Annotated in this window: 20 protein-coding genes; 18 read left to right on the top strand and 2 right to left on the bottom strand. The window is 60.1% G+C overall.

The features are described 5' to 3' along the window. The first annotated feature begins 9 nt into the window (after positions 1-9). The 7 genes from MBR110_RS13360 to MBR110_RS13330 all read left to right on the top strand — a co-directional run bounded on the left by MBR110_RS13360 (position 10) and on the right by MBR110_RS13330 (position 6,331). Positions 10-1,311 (top strand): hypothetical protein, encoded by a 1,302-nt coding sequence (locus MBR110_RS13360; protein WP_059735728.1) that lies wholly within the window; start codon positions 10-12, stop codon positions 1,309-1,311. A 181-nt stretch (positions 1,312-1,492) separates the two neighbouring features. Continuing rightward, a complete protein-coding gene (locus MBR110_RS13355) occupies positions 1,493-2,071 on the top strand; it encodes a YqgE/AlgH family protein (RefSeq protein WP_011883507.1) in 579 nt (192 codons plus the stop codon). After that, entirely contained in the window at positions 2,068-2,517 is a 450-nt protein-coding gene (gene ruvX, locus MBR110_RS13350; RefSeq protein ID WP_011883510.1) for a Holliday junction resolvase RuvX, read from the top strand. The genes MBR110_RS13355 and ruvX overlap by 4 nt, the downstream gene beginning before the upstream one ends. Then, the gene (pyrR, locus tag MBR110_RS13345) at positions 2,504-3,019 is read left to right on the top strand and encodes a bifunctional pyr operon transcriptional regulator/uracil phosphoribosyltransferase PyrR (RefSeq protein ID WP_011883512.1); all 516 of its coding nucleotides are present in this window, start codon (positions 2,504-2,506) and stop codon (positions 3,017-3,019) included. Before ruvX ends, pyrR begins: the two co-directional genes overlap by 14 nt. Before the next feature lie 74 nt (positions 3,020-3,093). Next, positions 3,094-4,125, top strand: coding sequence for an aspartate carbamoyltransferase catalytic subunit (locus tag MBR110_RS13340; RefSeq protein ID WP_006400966.1), 1,032 nt, complete (start codon positions 3,094-3,096; stop codon positions 4,123-4,125). A gap of 51 nt (positions 4,126-4,176) precedes the next feature. Beyond that, positions 4,177-5,454, top strand: coding sequence for a dihydroorotase (locus MBR110_RS13335; RefSeq protein ID WP_059669201.1), 1,278 nt, complete (start codon positions 4,177-4,179; stop codon positions 5,452-5,454). A gap of 19 nt (positions 5,455-5,473) precedes the next feature. Next, complete coding sequence (locus MBR110_RS13330; RefSeq protein WP_059735726.1) at positions 5,474-6,331, top strand: lysophospholipid acyltransferase family protein; 858 nt, start codon at positions 5,474-5,476, stop codon at positions 6,329-6,331. Positions 6,332-6,364: 33 nt separating this feature from the next. Here MBR110_RS13330 and MBR110_RS13325 read toward each other — a convergent pair whose 3' ends face one another. Further along, positions 6,365-7,204, bottom strand: coding sequence for a symmetrical bis(5'-nucleosyl)-tetraphosphatase (locus MBR110_RS13325; protein WP_059735724.1), 840 nt, complete (start codon positions 7,202-7,204; stop codon positions 6,365-6,367). Between the two features lie 333 nt (positions 7,205-7,537). Here MBR110_RS13325 and rfbB point away from each other — a divergent pair, with 333 nt between their 5' ends. From rfbB to glf, 11 genes are all read left to right on the top strand, one after another. Further along, a complete protein-coding gene (rfbB, locus tag MBR110_RS13320; protein ID WP_034194494.1) occupies positions 7,538-8,599 on the top strand; it encodes a dTDP-glucose 4,6-dehydratase in 1,062 nt (353 codons plus the stop codon). Between the two features lie 11 nt (positions 8,600-8,610). Further along, positions 8,611-9,504, top strand: a complete 894-nt coding sequence (rfbA, locus tag MBR110_RS13315) for a glucose-1-phosphate thymidylyltransferase RfbA (RefSeq protein WP_034194495.1) — start codon at positions 8,611-8,613, stop codon at positions 9,502-9,504. Next, the gene (gene rfbC, locus MBR110_RS13310; protein WP_059558988.1) at positions 9,489-10,040 is read left to right on the top strand and encodes a dTDP-4-dehydrorhamnose 3,5-epimerase; all 552 of its coding nucleotides are present in this window, start codon (positions 9,489-9,491) and stop codon (positions 10,038-10,040) included. The genes rfbA and rfbC overlap by 16 nt, the downstream gene beginning before the upstream one ends. Positions 10,041-10,045: 5 nt before the next feature. Continuing rightward, the gene (gene rfbD, locus MBR110_RS13305; protein ID WP_080484326.1) at positions 10,046-10,930 is read left to right on the top strand and encodes a dTDP-4-dehydrorhamnose reductase; all 885 of its coding nucleotides are present in this window, start codon (positions 10,046-10,048) and stop codon (positions 10,928-10,930) included. Between the two features lie 4 nt (positions 10,931-10,934). After that, entirely contained in the window at positions 10,935-11,843 is a 909-nt protein-coding gene (locus tag MBR110_RS13300; protein ID WP_051974451.1) for a glycosyltransferase family 2 protein, read from the top strand. A 39-nt stretch (positions 11,844-11,882) separates the two neighbouring features. Beyond that, positions 11,883-12,665, top strand: coding sequence for an ABC transporter permease (locus tag MBR110_RS13295; protein WP_034194515.1), 783 nt, complete (start codon positions 11,883-11,885; stop codon positions 12,663-12,665). Between the two features lie 10 nt (positions 12,666-12,675). After that, the gene (locus MBR110_RS13290; RefSeq protein WP_059459216.1) at positions 12,676-13,422 is read left to right on the top strand and encodes an ABC transporter ATP-binding protein; all 747 of its coding nucleotides are present in this window, start codon (positions 12,676-12,678) and stop codon (positions 13,420-13,422) included. A gap of 103 nt (positions 13,423-13,525) precedes the next feature. Next, positions 13,526-14,230 carry a sulfotransferase family 2 domain-containing protein gene (locus MBR110_RS13285; protein WP_166677050.1) on the top strand — a complete coding sequence of 235 codons (705 nt, stop codon included), beginning with the start codon at positions 13,526-13,528 and terminating at the stop codon, positions 14,228-14,230. Positions 14,231-14,301: 71 nt separating this feature from the next. Beyond that, a complete protein-coding gene (locus MBR110_RS13280) occupies positions 14,302-15,222 on the top strand; it encodes an NAD-dependent epimerase/dehydratase family protein (RefSeq protein ID WP_059558984.1) in 921 nt (306 codons plus the stop codon). Positions 15,223-15,228: 6 nt separating this feature from the next. Then, positions 15,229-17,142, top strand: coding sequence for a DUF4422 domain-containing protein (locus MBR110_RS13275; protein ID WP_080484264.1), 1,914 nt, complete (start codon positions 15,229-15,231; stop codon positions 17,140-17,142). Position 17,143: 1 nt separating this feature from the next. Next, positions 17,144-18,292 carry a UDP-galactopyranose mutase gene (gene glf / locus MBR110_RS13270; protein ID WP_034194501.1) on the top strand — a complete coding sequence of 383 codons (1,149 nt, stop codon included), beginning with the start codon at positions 17,144-17,146 and terminating at the stop codon, positions 18,290-18,292. 51 nt (positions 18,293-18,343) lie between these two features. On the opposite strand, the gene MBR110_RS13265 is transcribed toward glf, so the two are convergent. Then, on the bottom strand, positions 18,344-19,303 hold the full coding sequence (locus MBR110_RS13265) for a CgeB family protein (protein ID WP_072465536.1): 960 nt from the start codon (positions 19,301-19,303) through the stop codon (positions 18,344-18,346). Positions 19,304-19,305 lie beyond the last annotated feature (2 nt).

The raw sequence follows: 19,305 nt of genomic DNA, 5'->3' as shown, positions 1-19,305 counted from the left end.
CGCGTGTCCATGACGTCCGATCCGGCGAACATTCCCCTCCCTGACGCATTGCCCAACCCGCGCGGCGGCGCCGTGCGGGCGGCCGATGCGTGGCTCGCGGCCGCCGCCGACGCGGCCGTCGGCCACGACGATGCCGCCGGGCCGCTGTCGGCCGCCGCCGCCGTGCTGGCGGAAGCCGGCTGGCTGCCGGCCGCGCGCTTTGCCGGGCAACTGGCCGCCGCCGCGCCGCTGGTGGCGACGGAACCGACTTCCGCGGCGTGGCGCGCGGCGCTCGCCGATTTCCGCGCGGCGGTCGGGCGGCACAATCTGCGCGAGCTGGCCTGCTCGCCGCTCCTCTTCGATCATTTCCGGACGCTGCGCGCGCAAAGCGCCGCGGACCTGCACGCGAGCGTGCCGCACGACGTGCTGGCGCTCGTCGGACGCGCGCTGCCGCGGGCGACGCTGCGCGCGCTGCCCGATGCGTTCGCAAGCCGCGCGCGGGCTCGTTACGAGCAGGCTTTGCTCGGCGTGCTGCGCGCGACGGCCGGCACGCCGGACACGGCGCTCGACGAACTCGACACGACGCTCACTGCGCTCGCCGACGGGTCGCCCTACGACTTCTGGCGACTCGGCGCCGCATGCCTGCGCGCGCTGCGCGCGAGCGCGGCGCCGGAGCTGAAGCGGTTTCTCGCCCGGACCAACCTGCTGCTGCGCGAGCAGGCGCAGGGCCGTCGCGAGGCGCCGCCCGAACTCGTGCGCGAGACCGTTGCGTTGCTATGGCGCGATTTAGCGTTGTACGGCGCGGCGGCCGAGGACGTCGCACTCGTCGACGTGCTGCACGACTACGGTCTGACGGTCGACTGGCACGTCGCCGGCACGCCCGCGTCCGAAGCGCTGTGGGAGGCCGGCGCCGCACGTGCCGAGCACGACGCGATCGCGGCGGCGCCCACGCGGCTGCTCGGCGTCGTGACCGTCAACGCGCACGCTTATGAAGATTTCCTGCAGACGGCCGACGCGTCGATGGCCGACCTGGCCGTCGATCCGGCCGCGGCCGATGCGGGTGACGCATGGCGCGCGTCGGCGGCCGCCTATCGTGTCGGCACGGCCGCGTGTGCGCTCGGGCTCGGCCACACGGCGCTGCTGGCCGACACGCTCGGCCTTGCGTGGCGCCGTGCCGCGCACGGCGTGCCGCTCGCCGACGGCGCCCGCGCCGCGCACGCTCGCGCGTCCGACATGCTGCGCGCCGCGCTGCTGAAGATCGCGGCCGGCGTGGCGCCGCCCGACCTGACGGCGGCGTCCGAGGCGCTCGGCGCGGCGCTTGCGCGGGCATGAAGCGAGACCGACCGCAGGACGGGCGGCAGCCGTCGTTGGCGGGGCGGCAACACGCTGCCGACAGCACGCGCGCGCATGTTAGAGTGCCGTGTGATCCGCGCGCGCCGTTGCCAGCGTGGCGCGGCGTTGCTTGTTGATCGCGGCCCGGTCAGGCCGCGGCGTCTTTGCTAAAATTCAAACCATGTCAAAGCCTTCCGATCGCATCAATCTCACCAACCAGTTCCTGATCGCCATGCCGAACATGGCGGATCCGACGTTTTCGGGAACGGTGGTCTATCTTTGCGATCACAGCGAGCGCGGCGCGCTCGGCCTCGTCATCAACCGTCCCACCGACATCGATCTCGAATCGCTGTTCAATCGCATCGACCTGAAGCTCGACATCGAGCCGCTGCTGCACATTCCCGTGTACTTCGGCGGCCCGGTGCAGACCGAGCGCGGCTTCGTGCTGCACGAGCCGGTCGAAGGCGCGAACTACAACTCGTCGATGTCGATCGAGGGCGGGCTCGAGATGACGACGTCGAAGGACGTGCTCGAGGCGGTCGCGACGGGCACCGGCCCGAAGCGCTTCCTGTTGACGCTCGGCCACGCCGGCTGGGGCGCCGGCCAGCTCGAGGAAGAAATTTCCCGCAACGGCTGGCTGACCGTGCCGGCCGATCCGCGCATCGTGTTCGACACGCCGGCCGAGGAGCGCTTCGAAGCCGCGCTCGGCCTGCTTGGCGTCAGCTCGTCGATGCTGTCCGGCGAAGCAGGGCACGCATGAGCGGCGCGAGCGCGCGCGATGCGACGTTCCTGGCGTTCGATTACGGCGAGAAGCGGATCGGCGTCGCGCTCGGCAATGCGCTGACGCGCTCGGCCCGCGCGCTCGTCGTGATTCCCAACCTGAACCGCGAGCACCGCTTCAAGGCGGTCGGCGAGCTGCTGGCCGAATGGCGGCCCGACGCGCTGGTGGTCGGCCTGCCGATGCATCCCGACGGCACGCCGCACGACATGACGCAGCAGGCGAAGCGCTTCGGCAATCAGCTGAACGGCCGCTTCGGGCTGCCCGTCACGTGGGTCGACGAACGCTATTCGTCGGTCGAGGCCGAAGCCGGGCTGCGCGAGCGCAACGTCCGCGGCCGCGCGCGCACCGACATGCTGGACGCCGAGGCCGCGCGCGTGATCCTTCAACAGTATTTCGATGAATTGTCCGACCATGAGCACCATTGACGCCGACGCGCTCTATCGCGTCCTGCTCGACCAGATCCGCGGCGCGTACGGCACCGCGTTCGCCGAGCCGGGCGGCCCGCGGCTCGCCGGCATTCACAGCGGCGGCGCATGGCTCGCCGAGCGTCTCGCGCGCGATCTCGGCGCGCCGGCCTTCGGCGTCGTGAACGTCGCGCTGCATCGCGACGACTACGCGAAGAAGGGGCTGCACAGCCAGGCGAGCCCGACGTCGCTGCCGTTCGACGTCGACGGCGCGCGCATCGTGCTGGTCGACGACGTGCTGTACACCGGCCGCACCGTGCGGGCCGCGCTCAACGAGCTGTTCGACTACGGCCGTCCGGCTGCGGTCGAGCTCGCGGTGCTCGCCGATCGCGGCGGCCGCGAGCTGCCCGTCGCCGCGCGCTTCTCGGGCGGCTCGCTCGACGTGCCGGCCGACGCGACGCTCGTGCTGGCGCGGGACGACGCCGCGCAGTTCACGCTGCGCGTCGAGGCGCGCGGCGCCTGATCGAACCGCGCAACCGTATCCCGGGCCGCCGGTTCGTACCGCGGCCCGTTTGCATAGTTGGAATCACGCACACCATGACCACCGACACCACTGGCCGCACCGGCAATCCCGCCGCGGCCGCGAGCCCCGAGCGGTTCCGCTACGGGTTCCTGAAGGGCAACCCGCAGCTCACGAAAAACGGCGAGCTGAAACATCTGCTGTCGATCGAGGGCCTGCCGCGCTCGATCGTGAACCACATCCTCGATACGGCCGAGCAGTTCGTCAGCGTGACGGACCGCGAGGTGAAGAAGGTGCCGCTGTTGCGCGGCAAGTCGGTGTTCAACCTGTTCTTCGAGAACTCGACGCGCACGCGCACCACTTTCGAAATCGCCGCGACGCGCCTGTCGGCCGACGTGCTGAACCTGAACATCAATGCGTCGTCGACGAGCAAGGGCGAGTCGCTGCTCGACACCATCAACAACCTGTCGGCGATGCATGCCGACCTGTTCGTCGTGCGCCACGCGTCGAGCGGCGCGCCGTACCTGATTGCCGAGCACTGCGCGCCGCACGTGCACGTGATCAACGCCGGCGACGGCCGTCATGCGCACCCGACGCAGGGCCTGCTCGACATGTACACGATCCGCCATTACAAGCGCGACTTCACGAAGCTGCGTGTGGCGATCGTCGGCGACATCCTGCACTCGCGCGTTGCGCGCTCGGACATCCACGCGCTGACCACGCTCGGCGTGCCCGAAGTGCGCGCGATCGGCCCGCGCACGCTGCTGCCGGGCGGTCTCGAGCAGATGGGCGTCAAGGTGTTCCACAACCTCGACGAAGGGCTGAAGGGCGTCGACGTGATCATCATGCTGCGCCTGCAGAACGAGCGGATGAGCGGCGCGCTGCTGCCGTCCGCGCAGGAATACTTCAAGACCTGGGGCCTGACGCCCGAGCGCCTCGCGCTCGCCGCGCCCGACGCGATCGTCATGCATCCGGGGCCGATGAACCGCGGCGTCGAGATCGACTCGCAGGTCGCGGACGGCCCGCAGTCGGTCATTCTCAACCAGGTCACGTTCGGCATCGCCGTGCGGATGGCGGTGATGGGCATCGTCGCCGGCAACAACGACTGAGCCCGCGTTCGCGCGCCCCATTCAAGCAATCAACGCATTCACAGACAGCGCATGAAGATTCATATCCAAGGCGGCACGCTGATCGATCCGGTCGCCGGCGCCGAACGGCAGGCCGACGTATTCGTCGCGGACGGCAAGATCGCCGCGCTCGGCACGGCTCCGGCCGGTTTCAACGCAGACCGGACCATCGACGCGACCGGCCTGATCGTCGCGCCCGGCCTCGTTGACCTGTGCGCGCGGCTGCGCGAGCCCGGCTACGAGCACAAGGCGACGCTCGCCTCTGAGATGGCCGCGGCGGTTGCCGGCGGCGTCACGACGCTCGTGTGCCCGCCCGACACCGACCCCGTGCTCGACGAGCCGGGCCTCGTCGAGATGCTCAAGTTCCGCGCGCGCAATCTGCGGCAGGCGAACGTGCATCCGCTCGGCGCACTCACCGTCGGCCTGAAGGGCGAAGTGATCACCGAGATGGTCGCGCTGACCGAATCGGGCTGCGTCGGCTTCACGCATGCGAACGTGCCGGTGCGCGACACGCAGGTGCTGCTGCGCGCGCTGCAATACGCGAGCACCTATGGCTACACGACGTGGCTGCGTCCGCAGGACGCGTTCATCGGCCGCGGCGGCGTGGCGGCGAGCGGGGCGCTCGCGTCGCGGCTCGGCTTGTCCGGCGTGCCGGTGGCCGCGGAAACCATCGCGCTGCACACGATCTTCGAACTGATGCGCGTGACCGGCGCGCGCGTGCACCTTGCGCGTCTGTCGTCGGCCGCCGGCCTCGCGCTCGTGCGCGAGGCGAAGGCCGAGGGGCTGCCCGTCACCTGCGATGTGGGCGTGAATCATCTGCACCTGATCGACGTCGACATCGGCTACTTCGATTCGCAGTTCCGGCTCGATCCGCCGCTGCGCGGCGAGCGCGATCGCAAAGCGATCCGCGCGGCGCTCACGGACGGCACGATCGATGCGATCTGCTCCGACCACACGCCGGTCGACGACGACGAGAAGCTGCTGCCGTTCGCCGAAGCCACGCCGGGCGCGACGGGGCTCGAGCTGCTGCTGTCGCTGACGGTGAAATGGGCCGACGAAACCGGCACGCCGCTCGCGCAGGCGCTGCGCCGCATCACCGCCGCGCCGGCCGATGTGCTGCAGCTGCCGGCGGGGCGCCTCACCGAAGGCGGCGCCGCCGATCTGTGCGTGTTCGATCCGCGTGCGCACTGGCGCGTCGAGCCGCGTGCGCTCAAGAGCCAGGGCCACAACTCGCCGTTCCTCGGCTACGAATTGCCGGCTTGCGTGCGCGCGACGCTCGTGGGCGGGCACATCGCGTTCGAGCGCCACTGAACCACGCCGGATCTTCGTCATGATCGCACTTCGCAAGCTGCGTCTCGTTTTTCATCTGTTGCGCGGGATGGCGATCGTCGCGCTGCGCTTTTCGCACGTATCGCCCGCGCGCCGTGCTGAGATGACGCGCCGCTGGTCGATCAAGATGCTGCGGATCTGCGGGATGCGCGTCGTCGTCCACAACGACGGCGCGCGCGTCGATGCGGGAGCGCTCGTCGTCGGCAATCACGTGTCGTGGCTCGATATCTATACGGTCAACGCATGGCGGCCGACGCCGTTCGTGTCGAAGGCCGAGGTGCGGCAGTGGCCGGTGGTCGGCTGGCTCGCCGAGAAGCTCGATACCGTGTTCCTGCAGCGCGAGAAGCGCACCGAGGCGATGCGCGTCATGCACGAAATGGCCGAGCGGCTGCGCAACGGCGGCGTGATGTGCGTGTTCCCGGAGGGCACCACGTCGGACGGGCAGGGGTTGCTGCCGTTTCACGCGAACCTGTTCCAGGCTGCGGTGTCGGCGGGCTGTGCGGTGCAGCCGATCTGCCTAATGTACGAGGATGCGCAGGGGCGGCAGTCGGTCACGCCGGCCTATACGGGCGAGCTGGCGCTCGGCAAGTCGCTCGACATGGTGTTGCGCGGCGGCCCGCTCGTCGCGCATCTGTACGTGTGCGAGCCGATCGCGCCGGGCGGCGATCGTCGCACGACGTCGGCGGCGGCGCGCGACGCGATCGCGGCGGCGCTCGAAGCGATGCAGGCGCAGGTCGGCAAGCCGTCGCCCGAAGCGCTGGCGGAGCTCGAGCGGCACGCATATCCGGTGAGCGAAGTCGGCGCGGCGGCGGCCGGCGATGCGGCGGCCGATGAGCCGGTGCCGGGGCGCGAAGGCTGATGCGTCATTCGGCCCGCGCGTTATGCGTGCGGGTCATTCGCCGCCGGGCGTGCGGCACGCGTCGCATTGGACCTGCGTGACCGCGCGCTGCGCCGGGTCGGCCGTGAGCCGGACGGCCGACAACTGGTTTCCCCATACACATCCCGAATCGAGCGCGACGAGGTTGTCGCGCAGCATCAACCCGAGCGCGGCCCAGTGGCCGAATACGACCGTCACGTTCTCCGTGCGGCGTGCCGGCGCGTCGAACCACGGCAGGTAGCCGGGCGGCGCGCTGTCGGGGCCGCCGTTCGCCTTGAACTCCATCGCGCCGTCGGGCGTGCAGAAGCGCAGACGCGTGAACGCGTTGAACGCGACGCGCATCCGGTCGCGTTTTTTCAGGTTCGGGTTCCATTGGTTCGGCTCGTTGCCGTATAGCGCCTGCAGCGTTTCCCGCCAGTCGGGGGCGCGCAGCGCGCGCTGGAGTTCGTCGGCGAGTTCGAGCGTGAGCGTGACGTCCCATTGAGGCAGCACGCCCGCGTGGACGAGGAGCTTGCCGTCGTCGAAATGTGCGAACGGGCGGTGGCGCACCCAGTCGAGCAAGGCGGCGGCGTCGGGGGCGGCGAGGATCTCGCCGATGGTGTCGCCGGGACGCTCGGTGCGGATGCCGGCTGAGACTGCGAGCAGGTGGAGGTCGTGGTTGCCGAGGACGACGGTCGCGCGGGAGCCGAGGTCGACCACGGCGCGGAGAGCGGCGAGTGAGCCGGGGCCGCGGTTGACGAGGTCGCCGGCGATCCAGAGGGGGGTGTCGGAGGGCGGCGACAGCTTTTGCAGCAGCGCATTGAAAGCTGAATGACAGCCTTGGATGTCGCCGATGGCGATGGGGGTGTGAGTCATGACAGGTGACTGTTACAATTTGTGACGTTCGCGAAACATGATCACCAAAATGTGCCGGATACGCAAATTTTGTTCTCCTGAAGCGGACAATGGGAATGAAAATTTATCCGATAGGCAAGGGGCGGAGCGCTGTTTCAAGTTGTTAGCGGCATGGCTTTTGCGCGGCGCGGGTCCCTATAATTGCTTCTTTTCCCAACAAAATTAGCACTTCGTGACTTTGACGGCCGGGGCGACCGGGTAAAATCCTCGGCCTGATGTGACTGTCATTGTCACCTGCCATTCTCAGCGGCAAGCGCCGATTGGTGCTTGCCGCGCTTTACTAGAGGGAGCCTCATGATCCTGGTTACGGGCGGCGCGGGTTTTATTGGTGCCAACTTTGTTCTCGACTGGCTGCGCGAATCTGCCGAAGCCGTGCTCAATGTCGACAAGCTCACGTATGCGGGCAATCTCCGTACGCTGCAGTCCCTCGACGGCAATCCGAAGCACGTGTTCGCACGCGTCGACATCTGCGATCGTACCGCGCTCGACGCGCTGTTCGCCGAGCACAAGCCGCGCGCCGTGCTGCACTTCGCCGCCGAAAGCCACGTCGACCGCTCGATCCACGGCCCGGCCGACTTTGTTCAGACCAACGTCGTCGGCACGTTCACGCTGCTGGAAGCCGCCCGCCAATACTGGAATGGCCTGAACGATGCCGACAAGGCGGCGTTCCGTTTCCTGCACGTGTCGACCGACGAAGTGTTCGGCTCGCTGTCGGCGACGGACCCGCAGTTCTCCGAAACGACGCCGTATGCACCGAATAGCCCCTATTCGGCGACGAAGGCCGGTTCCGACCATCTCGTGCGTGCATACCATCATACGTACGGCCTCCCGACGCTGACCACGAACTGTTCGAACAACTACGGTCCGTACCAGTTCCCCGAGAAGCTGATCCCGCTGATGATCGCGAACGCGCTCGCCGGCAAGCCGCTGCCGGTGTACGGCGACGGCCAGAACGTGCGCGACTGGTTGTATGTCGGTGACCACTGCAGTGCGATTCGCGAGGTGCTGGCGCGCGGCGTGCCGGGTGAGACGTACAACGTCGGCGGCTGGAACGAGAAGAAGAACCTCGAAGTCGTGCACACGCTGTGCGACCTGCTCGACAAGGCGCGGCCGAAGGCTGCCGGGTCGTATCGCGACCAGATCACCTACGTGACGGACCGTCCGGGACACGATCGACGCTACGCGATCGATGCGCGCAAGCTCGAGCGCGAACTCGGCTGGAAGCCGGCGGAAACATTCGAAACCGGCCTGGCCAAGACGGTCGACTGGTATCTCGACAACCAGGCGTGGGCCGACGAAGTGGCGTCGGGCGAATACCGCAAATGGGTCGAGACCAACTACGCGCAACGCAGCTGAGGAGACACGCGATGGCACGTAAAGGCATCATCCTCGCGGGCGGTTCGGGCACGCGGCTGTATCCGATCACGCACGTCGTGTCGAAGCAGCTGCTGCCGGTGTACGACAAGCCGATGATTTACTACCCGCTGTCGACGCTGATGGTCGCCGGCATTCGCGACGTACTGATCATCTCGACGCCGCAGGACACACCGCGCTTCGAGGCGATGCTCGGCGACGGCAGCCAGTGGGGGATGAACATCCAGTACGCGGTGCAGCCGTCGCCTGACGGGCTGGCGCAGGCGTTCATCATCGGCAAGGAATTTGTCGGAAACGATCCGTCGGCGCTCATTCTCGGCGACAACATTTTCTACGGGCACGATCTCGCGGGACAGCTCGAGCGGGCGGATGCACGTGAGTCCGGGGCGACTGTATTCGCCTACCATGTCCACGACCCGGAGCGATATGGTGTCGTTGAGTTCGACAAGTCGTTCCGTGCGATTTCTATCGAAGAGAAGCCGCCGCAGCCCCGCTCAAACTACGCAGTGACGGGATTGTACTTCTACGACAATCGGGTCTGCGACATCGCGGCGGAGATCAAACCATCCGCGCGCGGCGAACTGGAGATCACCGATGTCAATTCACGCTATCTGCTGGATGGGGTGCTCAACGTCGAGATCATGGGGCGCGGTTACGCGTGGCTAGATACGGGAACTCACGACTCGTTGATCGAGGCCGCGAGCTTTATTGCGACGCTGCAGAAGCGACAAGGTTTGGTCGTGGCATGTCCGGAGGAAATTGCATTCCGGAAGCACTGGATCGACGGGGAGCAACTGTCCAGACTCGCGCAGCCGCTCGCCAAGAATGGCTACGGTCAGTACCTCAAGAACATTCTTACGGATCAGGTTGCATGGGCATCGAAGTAAAAGCGACAGCGATTCCAGACGTCAAATTGATCGTTCCCCGTGTGTTCGGGGACGCGCGCGGCTTTTTTCTCGAGAGCTTTAATGCGCGCGAATTTTCCGAGAAGCTCGGCGTCGATGCGCCGTTCGTTCAGGACAATCATTCGCGCTCGACGAAAGGTGTGCTTCGCGGTCTGCACTATCAAATTGAGCATTCGCAGGGCAAGCTCGTCCGCGTGGTGGATGGCGAGGTATTTGATGTCGCTGTAGACATTAGGAAAAGTTCGCCTACCTTCGGGAAATGGGTCGGCGCTGTCCTCAGCGCGTCGAATTTTCACCAGCTTTGGATTCCGCCGGGCTTCGCGCATGGATTCGTTGTGTTATCGGAAACGGCGGATTTCCAGTACAAGACCACCGATTACTGGTACCCGGAGCATGAGCGCAGCATAGCGTGGAATGACCCGGAAATTGGTATCGAGTGGCCAATCGACTTTCAGCCCAAGCTGGCAGCGAAAGATCTGGCGGGCCGGCCTTTGAGCGAAGCGGACGTTTTCGCGTGAGAGGTATTGTGAATAAGCCGACAATTGTTGTCACGGGCGTGAGCGGACAGGTTGGCTTCGAACTCCAGCGCACTCTTCAGTGCCTAGGGCATGTTGTGCCTTGCGATCGCGCTACTCTCGACCTGTCCGACCTCGCGCGCGTGCGTGAATTCATCCGGAGAACCGCGCCCTCAATCATCGTCAATCCAGCTGCCTATACCGCAGTGGATCGGGCCGAGACTGATGAAGTGATGGCAATGCGCATCAATGCGGAGCTACCTGCGACCCTTGCTCAAGAGGCGGCGTCGCTGGGTGCGGTGCTTGTCCATTATTCGACCGACTATGTTTTCGACGGGCAGAAAGCCGGACCCTATGTCGAAGACGATCAGCCGAACCCACAAAATGTCTACGGGAAGAGCAAACTCGCCGGCGAGCTCGGTATTGCCGCGGCAGCTTGTGCTCACCTGATCTTGCGTACGAGCTGGGTTTACGGGCGGCGGGGTAAGAACTTCCTGCTGACGATGCAGCGACTTGCCGCTGAACGTCCAGAGTTGAAGGTGGTGGATGATCAGATCGGTGCGCCGACCTGGTCTCGGACAATTGCAGAGGCAACTGGGCAGATTATTTCGCAAGGCATCGCTGCAAACAGCTCCCAATGGTGGCGGGAGCGCTCGGGTGTTTACCACCTTACTGCAGCAGGTGAGACGTCGTGGTGTGGCTTTGCGAAGGCAATTCTTCAGCGTGATGGCAATCATGCCGATACGGTGGTGGTGCCGATCTCCTCGCGCGAATACCCGACACCCGCTGCGCGACCATCTAATTCCAGAATGAGCGCGGCGAAGATATCCACGGTATTTGGTCTGCACATGCCTGCATGGGACGAGGCGCTGGGCCTTTGTCTCGGTGATTGATCGAATGACCGAGTGTTCCGTTTCCTCCCAAAAGACCGGCATTGTCGTCGTCTTTTATCGTCCCAATGCTGATTGCATACGTAATGCGAATCGCCTCGTTGGTTTTGGCGATTGCATCGTTGTGGACAATACGGAGGGCAACCACAATGCGGGCCTTCTCGGACTTGATCCGGAGATCGAGTACATCGCGAACGGACGAAATCTGGGGATTGCAACAGCATTGAATCAGGGTGTCGAGCGTTTGCTGGAGCGCGGTTGTCGCTGGGCTTTGCTATTTGATCAAGACAGCCAGCCGACATCTGAGCTCCTGACCGGTTTGCCAAAGCGGATCGATGTCGCAGTCAGACGCAATCCCCGTGTTGCGCTTGCCGGTCCAGCGTATGCAGATGCGAGGTTGGGGGGCGTTGCGCCGTTCATTCAATTCCGCCATTTTTCACTCAAACGCATTCGACCAACATCGACTGAGCCGGTGTCGGTAGATTTTCTGATCACATCGGGATCGTGCCTCAATTTGTCGTTATGGCATGAAATTGGTCCGATGGACGATTCGTTATTTATCGATTTCGTCGACCTCGAGTGGTGCGTTCGCGCTCGTGCGCGTGGTTGTCTTATTCTCGGTATACCGGACATCACGCTAGTACACGAATTGGGAGGTGAGCCGGTCAGAGTGTTTGGTCGGCTCTATCCGAGCCACAGCGCGCTACGGCATTACTACTTGTTTCGAAATGCTGTACTTCTAATCAAGCGGGACTATGTTCCGCTGAGTTGGAAGAGTACCGAGCTGATCAAGTTCCCGTTCAGGCTTGCCATCTATGGCGCGTTCATGACTCCGAGGATGCAGCACATTCGCCTGTCTCTGCTGGGGTTGTGGCACGGGCTGAGCGGGCGTAGTGGAAGGCTGGATCTGCAATGAAGTTTGACACAGAGATTCTGATATCGATTGATGGTTCTTATGTTCAATAGTGCACTAATTGACCTGCGGCAGAGTTTGGCATCTTGGCGGCTCTGGACGTTGCTGGGGTGGCTCGAAATCCGCCAACGATATGCTCGCTCGCGGGTAGGGCCGTTCTGGCTCACCATCAGCATGGGCGTGATGGTTGGCTCATTGGGCGTCGTTTATGGCACGCTCTTCGGTCAGAAAATGAGCGATTATCTGCCCTTCCTTGCGACGAGCATCGTCATGTGGGGCTTCTTTTCCCAGGTGGTCCAAGAGGGCAGCCTGTCATACATCAATAGTGGCTCCTACATCCGCCAGACACCAACCGCAAAAATTCTCTTCGTTTTGCAGGTCGTGTGGCGGAATCTGGTGGTGTTGAGCCACAATTTTGCCATCATCCTCATACTGCTCGTCGTCTTCGGCGTAAAGGACTGGATATCGTTGGTCTTCTTCGTGCCGGCATTCTGTCTCTACGTCCTGAACGCCGTGTGGATCGCGATGTTGGCCGGCCTCTTGTCGGCCCGGTTTCGGGACCTCCCTCAGATCATCGGGGCGTTTCTCCAAGTTGCGTTCTACGTGACGCCGATCATCTTCAAGCCGAATTCATTAAATCGATTCTCATTCATCGTTGAGTGGAATCCCCTGGCCTACATGATCGATATCGTTCGTGCTCCGTTGATCGGCGAGATCCCGGGCGCTACTACGTGGATCGTTGTTGGGGGAATGGCTCTGGTCGGCTGGCCCGTCGCATTGATGTTGACCGGGCGCTATCTCAAGCGTATCCCGTACTGGATTTGAGGGACCGAAAGTGGCTTACATAGAACTCAAAAACGCGACACTAGATTTGCCCATCTACGACCTTCAGGGGCGATCCCTGAAGAAAAAGGTGATGCGAATGGGGCGGCGAAATACCATCGCTGAGGACAACGATGGAGTAATTGTTGTTCGCGCCCTTGATAGTGTCTCGATGCGATTCCAGAGCGGCGATCGAGTGGGGCTGATCGGGCACAACGGTGCAGGGAAATCGACTTTGCTCCGAACGATGGCTGGGATCTATACGCCAACGTCCGGAGAAGTGCAGCGAAGCGGAAAGGTCGTGCCACTGCTGGATATCAGCCTCGGAATGGACGAGAATTCTACAGGCCTGCAGAACATTCGCCTGCGGGGCCTGTTGCTCGGTATGTCCGATACAGAAATCAGGGCAAAGCAAGAAGAAATTGCCGAATTTTGTGAGCTTGGCGACTACCTAGACTTACCGATTCGGACGTACTCAAGTGGCATGAGGGTCCGTCTTGCATTCGCAGTGTCGACAGCTGTGGACGCGGAGATCCTGTTGCTGGACGAAGTCATGGGGGTGGGCGATGCGTCCTTCATGCAAAAGGCTAAGACGCGACTGCAGGACTTGCACGGTCGCGCCGAGATTGTCGTCCTCGCCATGCACTCCAACGCCGAAATTCGTCGGGTGTGCAATAAGGTGTTATGGATGGAAAGAGGCCGCGTCCATCGATTTGGCGACGTCGAAGAAGTGCTCCAGGAATACGAGGCCCAGGTGTGAGTCACTTCGTATCGGTGTCGTCCATCGTGGAAGGGAGCCGTCGAACGCGACACGTCTCTCTCAAAGAACCAGCAGGAGTTCAGTCGGTACCGCAACTATGACGATGATGTACTTCAATGACCACAAGCTTCGGTTCATTCGTATCCCGAAGAATGCGTGCTCGACGGTTATCAATACCCTGGGTTTCTCAAGAACCCAAGGACGAAATCCGCATCACGTTGGGGAACCGTTCGCTGATGCTCCGGCGGACGCCGTCGACTGGCCGTGCCTCGTGGTACTGCGAGATCCCTTCGAGCGGGTTGTATCTGCATACCTGAACAAGTTCACGGAAATTCTGCCCGACGAACTATTCGTGCACGAGCTTGTCGAGTACATGTGGCGAGCTCAAAGAGGGAAACCCCGTCCGTCATCTACGTCGTCAATTACGTTCCGGGAGTTCGTAACACATCTGTGCGCCTTTCCTGATGAGCAGCTCGATCCTCATTGGCGCAGCCAGTCGGCGTTCCTGACCGAGAAACCGACAATCTTCCTCCGCATGGAAGCACTGCGGGATCAGTGGATCAGTCACCCGTTGTTGAGGGAAATTGAACTCAAGACATATGCGCCGCACGCGACTAAGTCAAACCTCAACGTTGGCATCAACGTACTTGACGTAAGCGGTGAAGCGTTCCTTGGATTCAAGGAAATCTGCGGACAGTTCCCGGCATCGTCACAGTTCCGAGATTTGGATCTCGTTGAGCGTGTCCGTGCAAGGTTTGCGCAAGATTACGCGCTGATCGACTCCGTGTTTGGTTCGTCCGAAAAGTAAGTAGTACACGGCTTCGCTCATGGCCATGCGGCGATGCAACGCAATATCAAAGATCTGGCGGATTTAGAGAGATGAGAGCATTAATCACTGGGGGATTCGGTTTCATCGGTTCCCATTTGACTCGCCACCTTCTTGACAAGGGTTGGGGCGTTACCGTTGTCGATCTGGAGGGGGCTGCGCCGTGCGTAGCGTTGCCGATGGAAAAATTGACCGTCATCAACGGGCCCTACTACGCGCCGGAGGTCATTGCGCAATGCAGCGGAGAGATCGACGTGTGCTTTCACCTTGCATCGAGCGTGGGCCCCGCACTGTCGAACGAGAAGATCGTATTCGATATCGAAACCAACTTGATCGGAACGGTATCGTTGCTTGATGCGCTCTCTCCAAAGCAAATTCGGCGATTTGTCTATATTTCGTCGGGCGGCACTGTTTATGGAACAGTGCCAAGTGTACCGATTTCGGAAGACCAACATGGTTTCCCTACGTGTTCGTACGGTATCGTAAAAAAGGCGGTCGAGTATTATTTGCACCTGTACAGCAAAATTTATGGGATGCGCTACAACGTGATTCGCCTCGCCAACCCGTACGGGGTCGGCCAGCGACTGAATTACAATCAAGGTGCGATTGCCAATTTTATCGGAAAAATTATTAACAACGTCCCACTCGAGATCTGGGGGGATGGGTCTGTAATTCGAGATTATATTTATATAGACGATGTGGTGCGGGCGATCGTCGCGGCAGCGGAGAGCGATGCTGAAAACGAAATCTTCAATGTTGGCTCCGGCGTGGGGCTTTCGTTGAATCAAATAGTAAAAATTCTCCGAGACGATTTCCAGTTGCCATTCGAGGTGAAATATCAGGCATCAAGAAATGTGGATGTCCCTGTCAACATTCTAGACATCACGAAGGCACTTGCCAAACTAAACTGGCGACCCGAGGTTGACGTCAAGAGTGGTATCGAGGCCACCTTGACATGGGCCCGCGGCCAATGAGGCCTAATGTCGCGCGCGGAAATCTCGAAAGCTACCGGCCACGCTGAGTCGAAAGTTATTCCAATGAAAATCTCTCTCTATATTAACTATTTTAACCCCGCGTACATGGTGAAAAGTGGGGTGATGAAGCCGATTCAGACGGGGTGTGCATTATCGAAGCACGATTTGCCGACTCTCAAAGACAACGTCGGGGACAATATTTCCGGAAAAAATGCCTCGTACTGTGAGCTGACGGGGCAATATTGGGTTTGGAAAAACGACAAAGATTCGGATTATGTCGGTTTTGTTCACTATCGCCGCTTCTTTGACTTTTTTCCCGAGAGAGGCGATCGCGTTGTTGATTCGAGTGGCCTCGTCATTGAAGATCGGCTGTCTGCAGAAGTGCTGGCTAAGTATGGCCTGACGGATCACGATATCGAACGCTGTGTCGTCGATGCGGACATGATTTTGCCTGAGCCGTGGAACGTCGCCGGCTGCGGGGCCACAACGATTTACAGTCAATACCGTGACGCTACATTTCATCACATAAAAGATTTGGATCTGGCCGGTGAAATAATCTATGAAACATGTCCGGAGTACTATGGACATTTCAAAAAAGTGATGGACTCGGAAGCGGGTTTGTTCACGAACATGTTTGTCTTTAAGCGTGAGATATTCGAAGAATACTCGGCTTGGCTTTTCCCGTTGCTCGCCGAACTGGAGAAGCGCATTGATGTTTCGGATTATGGCCCTGCGGAGCGCCGTGTCATCGGATATATCGCAGAGCGCATGGTTGGAGTATTTGTCTCAAAAAAATTGGCGGACGACAAAAACTTACGTGTCAAATACCTGCGCCGCGTATTCGTAAAGGATACTTCCCCCACTGCGCAATGCCCGCCGTTGCCAGTAACCGATCTCAGGCCCGTATCAGTTGTCGCCGCCACGGACTCGCATTACGTTGCTCACATGGCCGCGCTTATCGCGTCGGTTTTTTCGAACGCCGCTCAGGATCGATTCATTGATTTTCTGGTTCTTGATGGCGGAATGACCGAACTCGAACGGCGCGGTCTCCAGGCGCTGGAACGGTTGCATCCACATGCAAAGATTTCATTCATCGATATGTCGATGCAGTTTCTCGACATCGATGCGCACATGTACTTCACGCGCGCCACGTTCTATCGCCTCGCGTTACCGGAAATTGTTTACAACCGCAGTAAGATCTTATTTCTCGATACCGACGCGGTTGTGATCGACGACGTCGCCAAGATATTCGATACGGAGCTGGATGGAAAGTCGGCCGCGGCCGTGAAGGATGTGATCATGGCGTCCTTCGTTGCCATGGGAGTTCGCTCAATGGCCGAGACAGGTGGTTATCCGACCGCGAAATACTTATCCGATGTGGTCGGGATGAAGGATCAATATCGCGACTATTTTCAAGCGGGGCTGATTTTATTCAATCTTGAGCGGCTTCGGGAAAATCGCTTGTGTCAGAAAATGATTTCTGATTTGAAGCGCAATCGATATTGGTTCCTCGATCAAGATATTTTGAACAAGTATCTTGTCGGTGACGTCAAGTTTCTTGATTTGACTTGGAATAGTGTCAGTTTGCCGCCCGGGCACGGCAGCGCATTGCCGGTTGATATATACAATGCCTACCTCGAATCACGAAAGAATCCCTCGATGTTGCATTACGCAGGCGCGGTCAAGCCATGGAACGATCCGAGTTCTGAGTTTGCGCAATATTATTGGTTTTATCTGAGAATGACGCTTTGGTACGAAGATCGCCTTCTGAGACTGAATCCATCGTCCACTCCGTTGTCGTTGCGGCGCAATACCACGAAACGACGGATTGCATCGGCAGTGTGGCGACGACTGCCGGGATTCCTTAGGCGCGCGATTTTTCCTCTAGCCACGGCATTGGATCAACGGTGGAAGGATTGATATGGAAAAGATACTCGTTGTTGGCGCGGGCTTGTCTGGTGCGGTCATCGCGCGTGAACTGGCCGAGCAAGGAGTCAAGGTCACAGTGGTGGAGTCGCGAGATCACGTAGCCGGTAACTGCCACACGGAGCGGGACACAAGAACTGGCGTGATGGTTCACGTGCATGGTCCGCATATTTTCCATACGGACAACGAGCGTGTCTGGAAGTATGTAAACAGTTTCGCGCAGTTTGCTCCGTATATTTGTCGGGTGAAGGCGACAACCGGCGGTAACGTGTACGGGCTTCCGATAAATTTGCATACGATCAATCAGTTTTTTGGAAAAACTTTTAATCCAAAGCAAGCGAAAGAATTTATCGAGCAACTAGCAGAAAAATCGATTTCCGAGGTTCGAAGCTTTGAGGATCAGGCATTGCGTTTTCTCGGGAAAGATCTGTACCATGCTTTTTTTCGCGGTTATCCGATCAAGCAATGGGGCCTGCCACCAAGTGAGCTGCCGGCTTCCGTCTTGAAGAGGTTGCCAATTCGATTTAACTACGATGACAACTACTTCAGTCATCGTTTTCAAGGGATGCCAGTCGAAGGTTACACCGTCATGGTGCAGCGTATGCTCGATCACGAAAATATTGACGTTCACTTGAGAACAGAATTCGACTCGACATCGGTGTCGAAATACGATCACGTGTTTTTTAGTGGGCCGTTGGATAGCTGGTTTGAGCACAAATTGGGACGCCTCGCATATCGAACGCTAACGTTTGAGCCTTTCTACGACAAAGGAGATTTTCAAGGTTGTGCTGTGATGAGCTACCCGGATGAAGACGTTCCGTATACGCGAATTACCGAGCATAAACACTTTACTCCTTGGGAAGAGCACGAGGAAACCATCGTGTTCAAGGAGTTTAGTAGCCAATGCCGGCCAGGTGATACGCCTTACTATCCGATTCGCTTGGTCGAAGATAAGGCAATGCTTCGGGACTACGTCGATTTGGCCGAAGCTCAGCGAAACGTCACGTTCGTGGGGAGACTGGGCACATATCGCTACCTCGACATGGACGTTACTATTGCCGAAGCGCTCGACGTTGCCGACTCTTTCTTGAAAGCGCGTGGGACGCAGGCACGGATGCCTGCATTCGTTGTGTCGCCTCTTTGATCTGAGGAGATTCTGCCCTTTTTGCCAAATAGGTATTTGGCAAAAAGGGGCTTATATAGAGCGAAGTCGCTGTACCGAATGAAGGATTTTTTCTGCGCGATTTTGGTATGTGTGATCTCGCAGAGTGCGGGCCTGAGCGGCGAGTGCGATTCTTTTTGCCATTGCGGGATCGTCTTTCAGCATTTCACAATGCTGTCGTAACTCCGCGGGTGAATCGAATAACAAGATTTCTCCGCTCGATTCATCGTAATAGTCACTGATCTCGAGGCCTTCGACGAACATGCACTGCACGGTGCCGGCTGCGGCCGCTTCAAATGTTCGTGGCCCCGGTGTCGATGCATCGAGATTGAATCGCTCGTTCGCCAGGTTGTGCCGTCTCCCAACGTTCAACGTAATTAGCGATGAAGCGTACATATCCGGAAGCGCGTCGTTACGGATCCGTCGATTCGCCGCAAAACCCAGATCTTCCGGCCAACCGTCACCAAGTACCTCAACATTGATGTCGCGCAGATGAGCGGCACAATCCCGTAGAAGTTGAACGCGATTATTGAATCCGACTCCACAGAAGAACAGGTCGCGTGCTTTTTCTGTTTTGAAATTCCGGAAATGTGCGTTTGGATCCGCTGCGAGCGGAAGATGAACGACATGTGGATGTGGGTAATGCGTGGAGGTCCACTTGTCATTTGAAAAAATTATGTCCGCAAGCGGTACGATCTTCGCTGCGTGATCAAATTCATATGGGTCGTCATGAAGCCAAAAGGCCATCGTGGCGCCAAGGTCCATGGCAACTTGCTTTAAAGGAAGATAGTGTGCCTCCAAGGGCATGCAGGATCCAAACACCAGAATCAGATCCGGCACTGCGGCTTTTGCGATCATCGTGGCGCTCTCGAGTGAACAAACGGTCACGTCCGCTACTTTATCGAGGCCACGAAAACCATTTGCCACATATCCCCGAAGTACTGCATTGTTGTTGATTGCGTCGGGCGACGCACCCGCGATTAAAACTTTCATGC

The organism is Burkholderia sp. MBR-1 (assembly GCF_013822785.1).
Classification (GTDB): Bacteria; Pseudomonadota; Gammaproteobacteria; order Burkholderiales; family Burkholderiaceae; genus Burkholderia; species Burkholderia vietnamiensis.
Note: the sequence above shows the minus strand (reverse complement) of the source record. Positions and strands in the feature narration are given on the sequence as shown.

Coding starts and splice junctions, on each gene's coding strand:
- MBR110_RS13360 (WP_059735728.1), top strand. CDS start 10: ATGACGTCCGATCCGGCGAACATTCCCCTCCCTGACGCATTGCCCAAC.
- MBR110_RS13355 (WP_011883507.1), top strand. CDS start 1,493: ATGTCAAAGCCTTCCGATCGCATCAATCTCACCAACCAGTTCCTGATC.
- ruvX (WP_011883510.1), top strand. CDS start 2,068: ATGAGCGGCGCGAGCGCGCGCGATGCGACGTTCCTGGCGTTCGATTAC.
- pyrR (WP_011883512.1), top strand. CDS start 2,504: ATGAGCACCATTGACGCCGACGCGCTCTATCGCGTCCTGCTCGACCAG.
- MBR110_RS13340 (WP_006400966.1), top strand. CDS start 3,094: ATGACCACCGACACCACTGGCCGCACCGGCAATCCCGCCGCGGCCGCG.
- MBR110_RS13335 (WP_059669201.1), top strand. CDS start 4,177: ATGAAGATTCATATCCAAGGCGGCACGCTGATCGATCCGGTCGCCGGC.
- MBR110_RS13330 (WP_059735726.1), top strand. CDS start 5,474: ATGATCGCACTTCGCAAGCTGCGTCTCGTTTTTCATCTGTTGCGCGGG.
- MBR110_RS13325 (WP_059735724.1), bottom strand. CDS start 7,204: ATGACTCACACCCCCATCGCCATCGGCGACATCCAAGGCTGTCATTCA.
- rfbB (WP_034194494.1), top strand. CDS start 7,538: ATGATCCTGGTTACGGGCGGCGCGGGTTTTATTGGTGCCAACTTTGTT.
- rfbA (WP_034194495.1), top strand. CDS start 8,611: ATGGCACGTAAAGGCATCATCCTCGCGGGCGGTTCGGGCACGCGGCTG.
- rfbC (WP_059558988.1), top strand. CDS start 9,489: ATGGGCATCGAAGTAAAAGCGACAGCGATTCCAGACGTCAAATTGATC.
- MBR110_RS13300 (WP_051974451.1), top strand. CDS start 10,935: ATGACCGAGTGTTCCGTTTCCTCCCAAAAGACCGGCATTGTCGTCGTC.
- MBR110_RS13295 (WP_034194515.1), top strand. CDS start 11,883: ATGTTCAATAGTGCACTAATTGACCTGCGGCAGAGTTTGGCATCTTGG.
- MBR110_RS13285 (WP_166677050.1), top strand. CDS start 13,526: ATGATGTACTTCAATGACCACAAGCTTCGGTTCATTCGTATCCCGAAG.
- MBR110_RS13280 (WP_059558984.1), top strand. CDS start 14,302: ATGAGAGCATTAATCACTGGGGGATTCGGTTTCATCGGTTCCCATTTG.
- MBR110_RS13275 (WP_080484264.1), top strand. CDS start 15,229: ATGTCGCGCGCGGAAATCTCGAAAGCTACCGGCCACGCTGAGTCGAAA.
- glf (WP_034194501.1), top strand. CDS start 17,144: ATGGAAAAGATACTCGTTGTTGGCGCGGGCTTGTCTGGTGCGGTCATC.
- MBR110_RS13265 (WP_072465536.1), bottom strand. CDS start 19,303: ATGAAAGTTTTAATCGCGGGTGCGTCGCCCGACGCAATCAACAACAAT.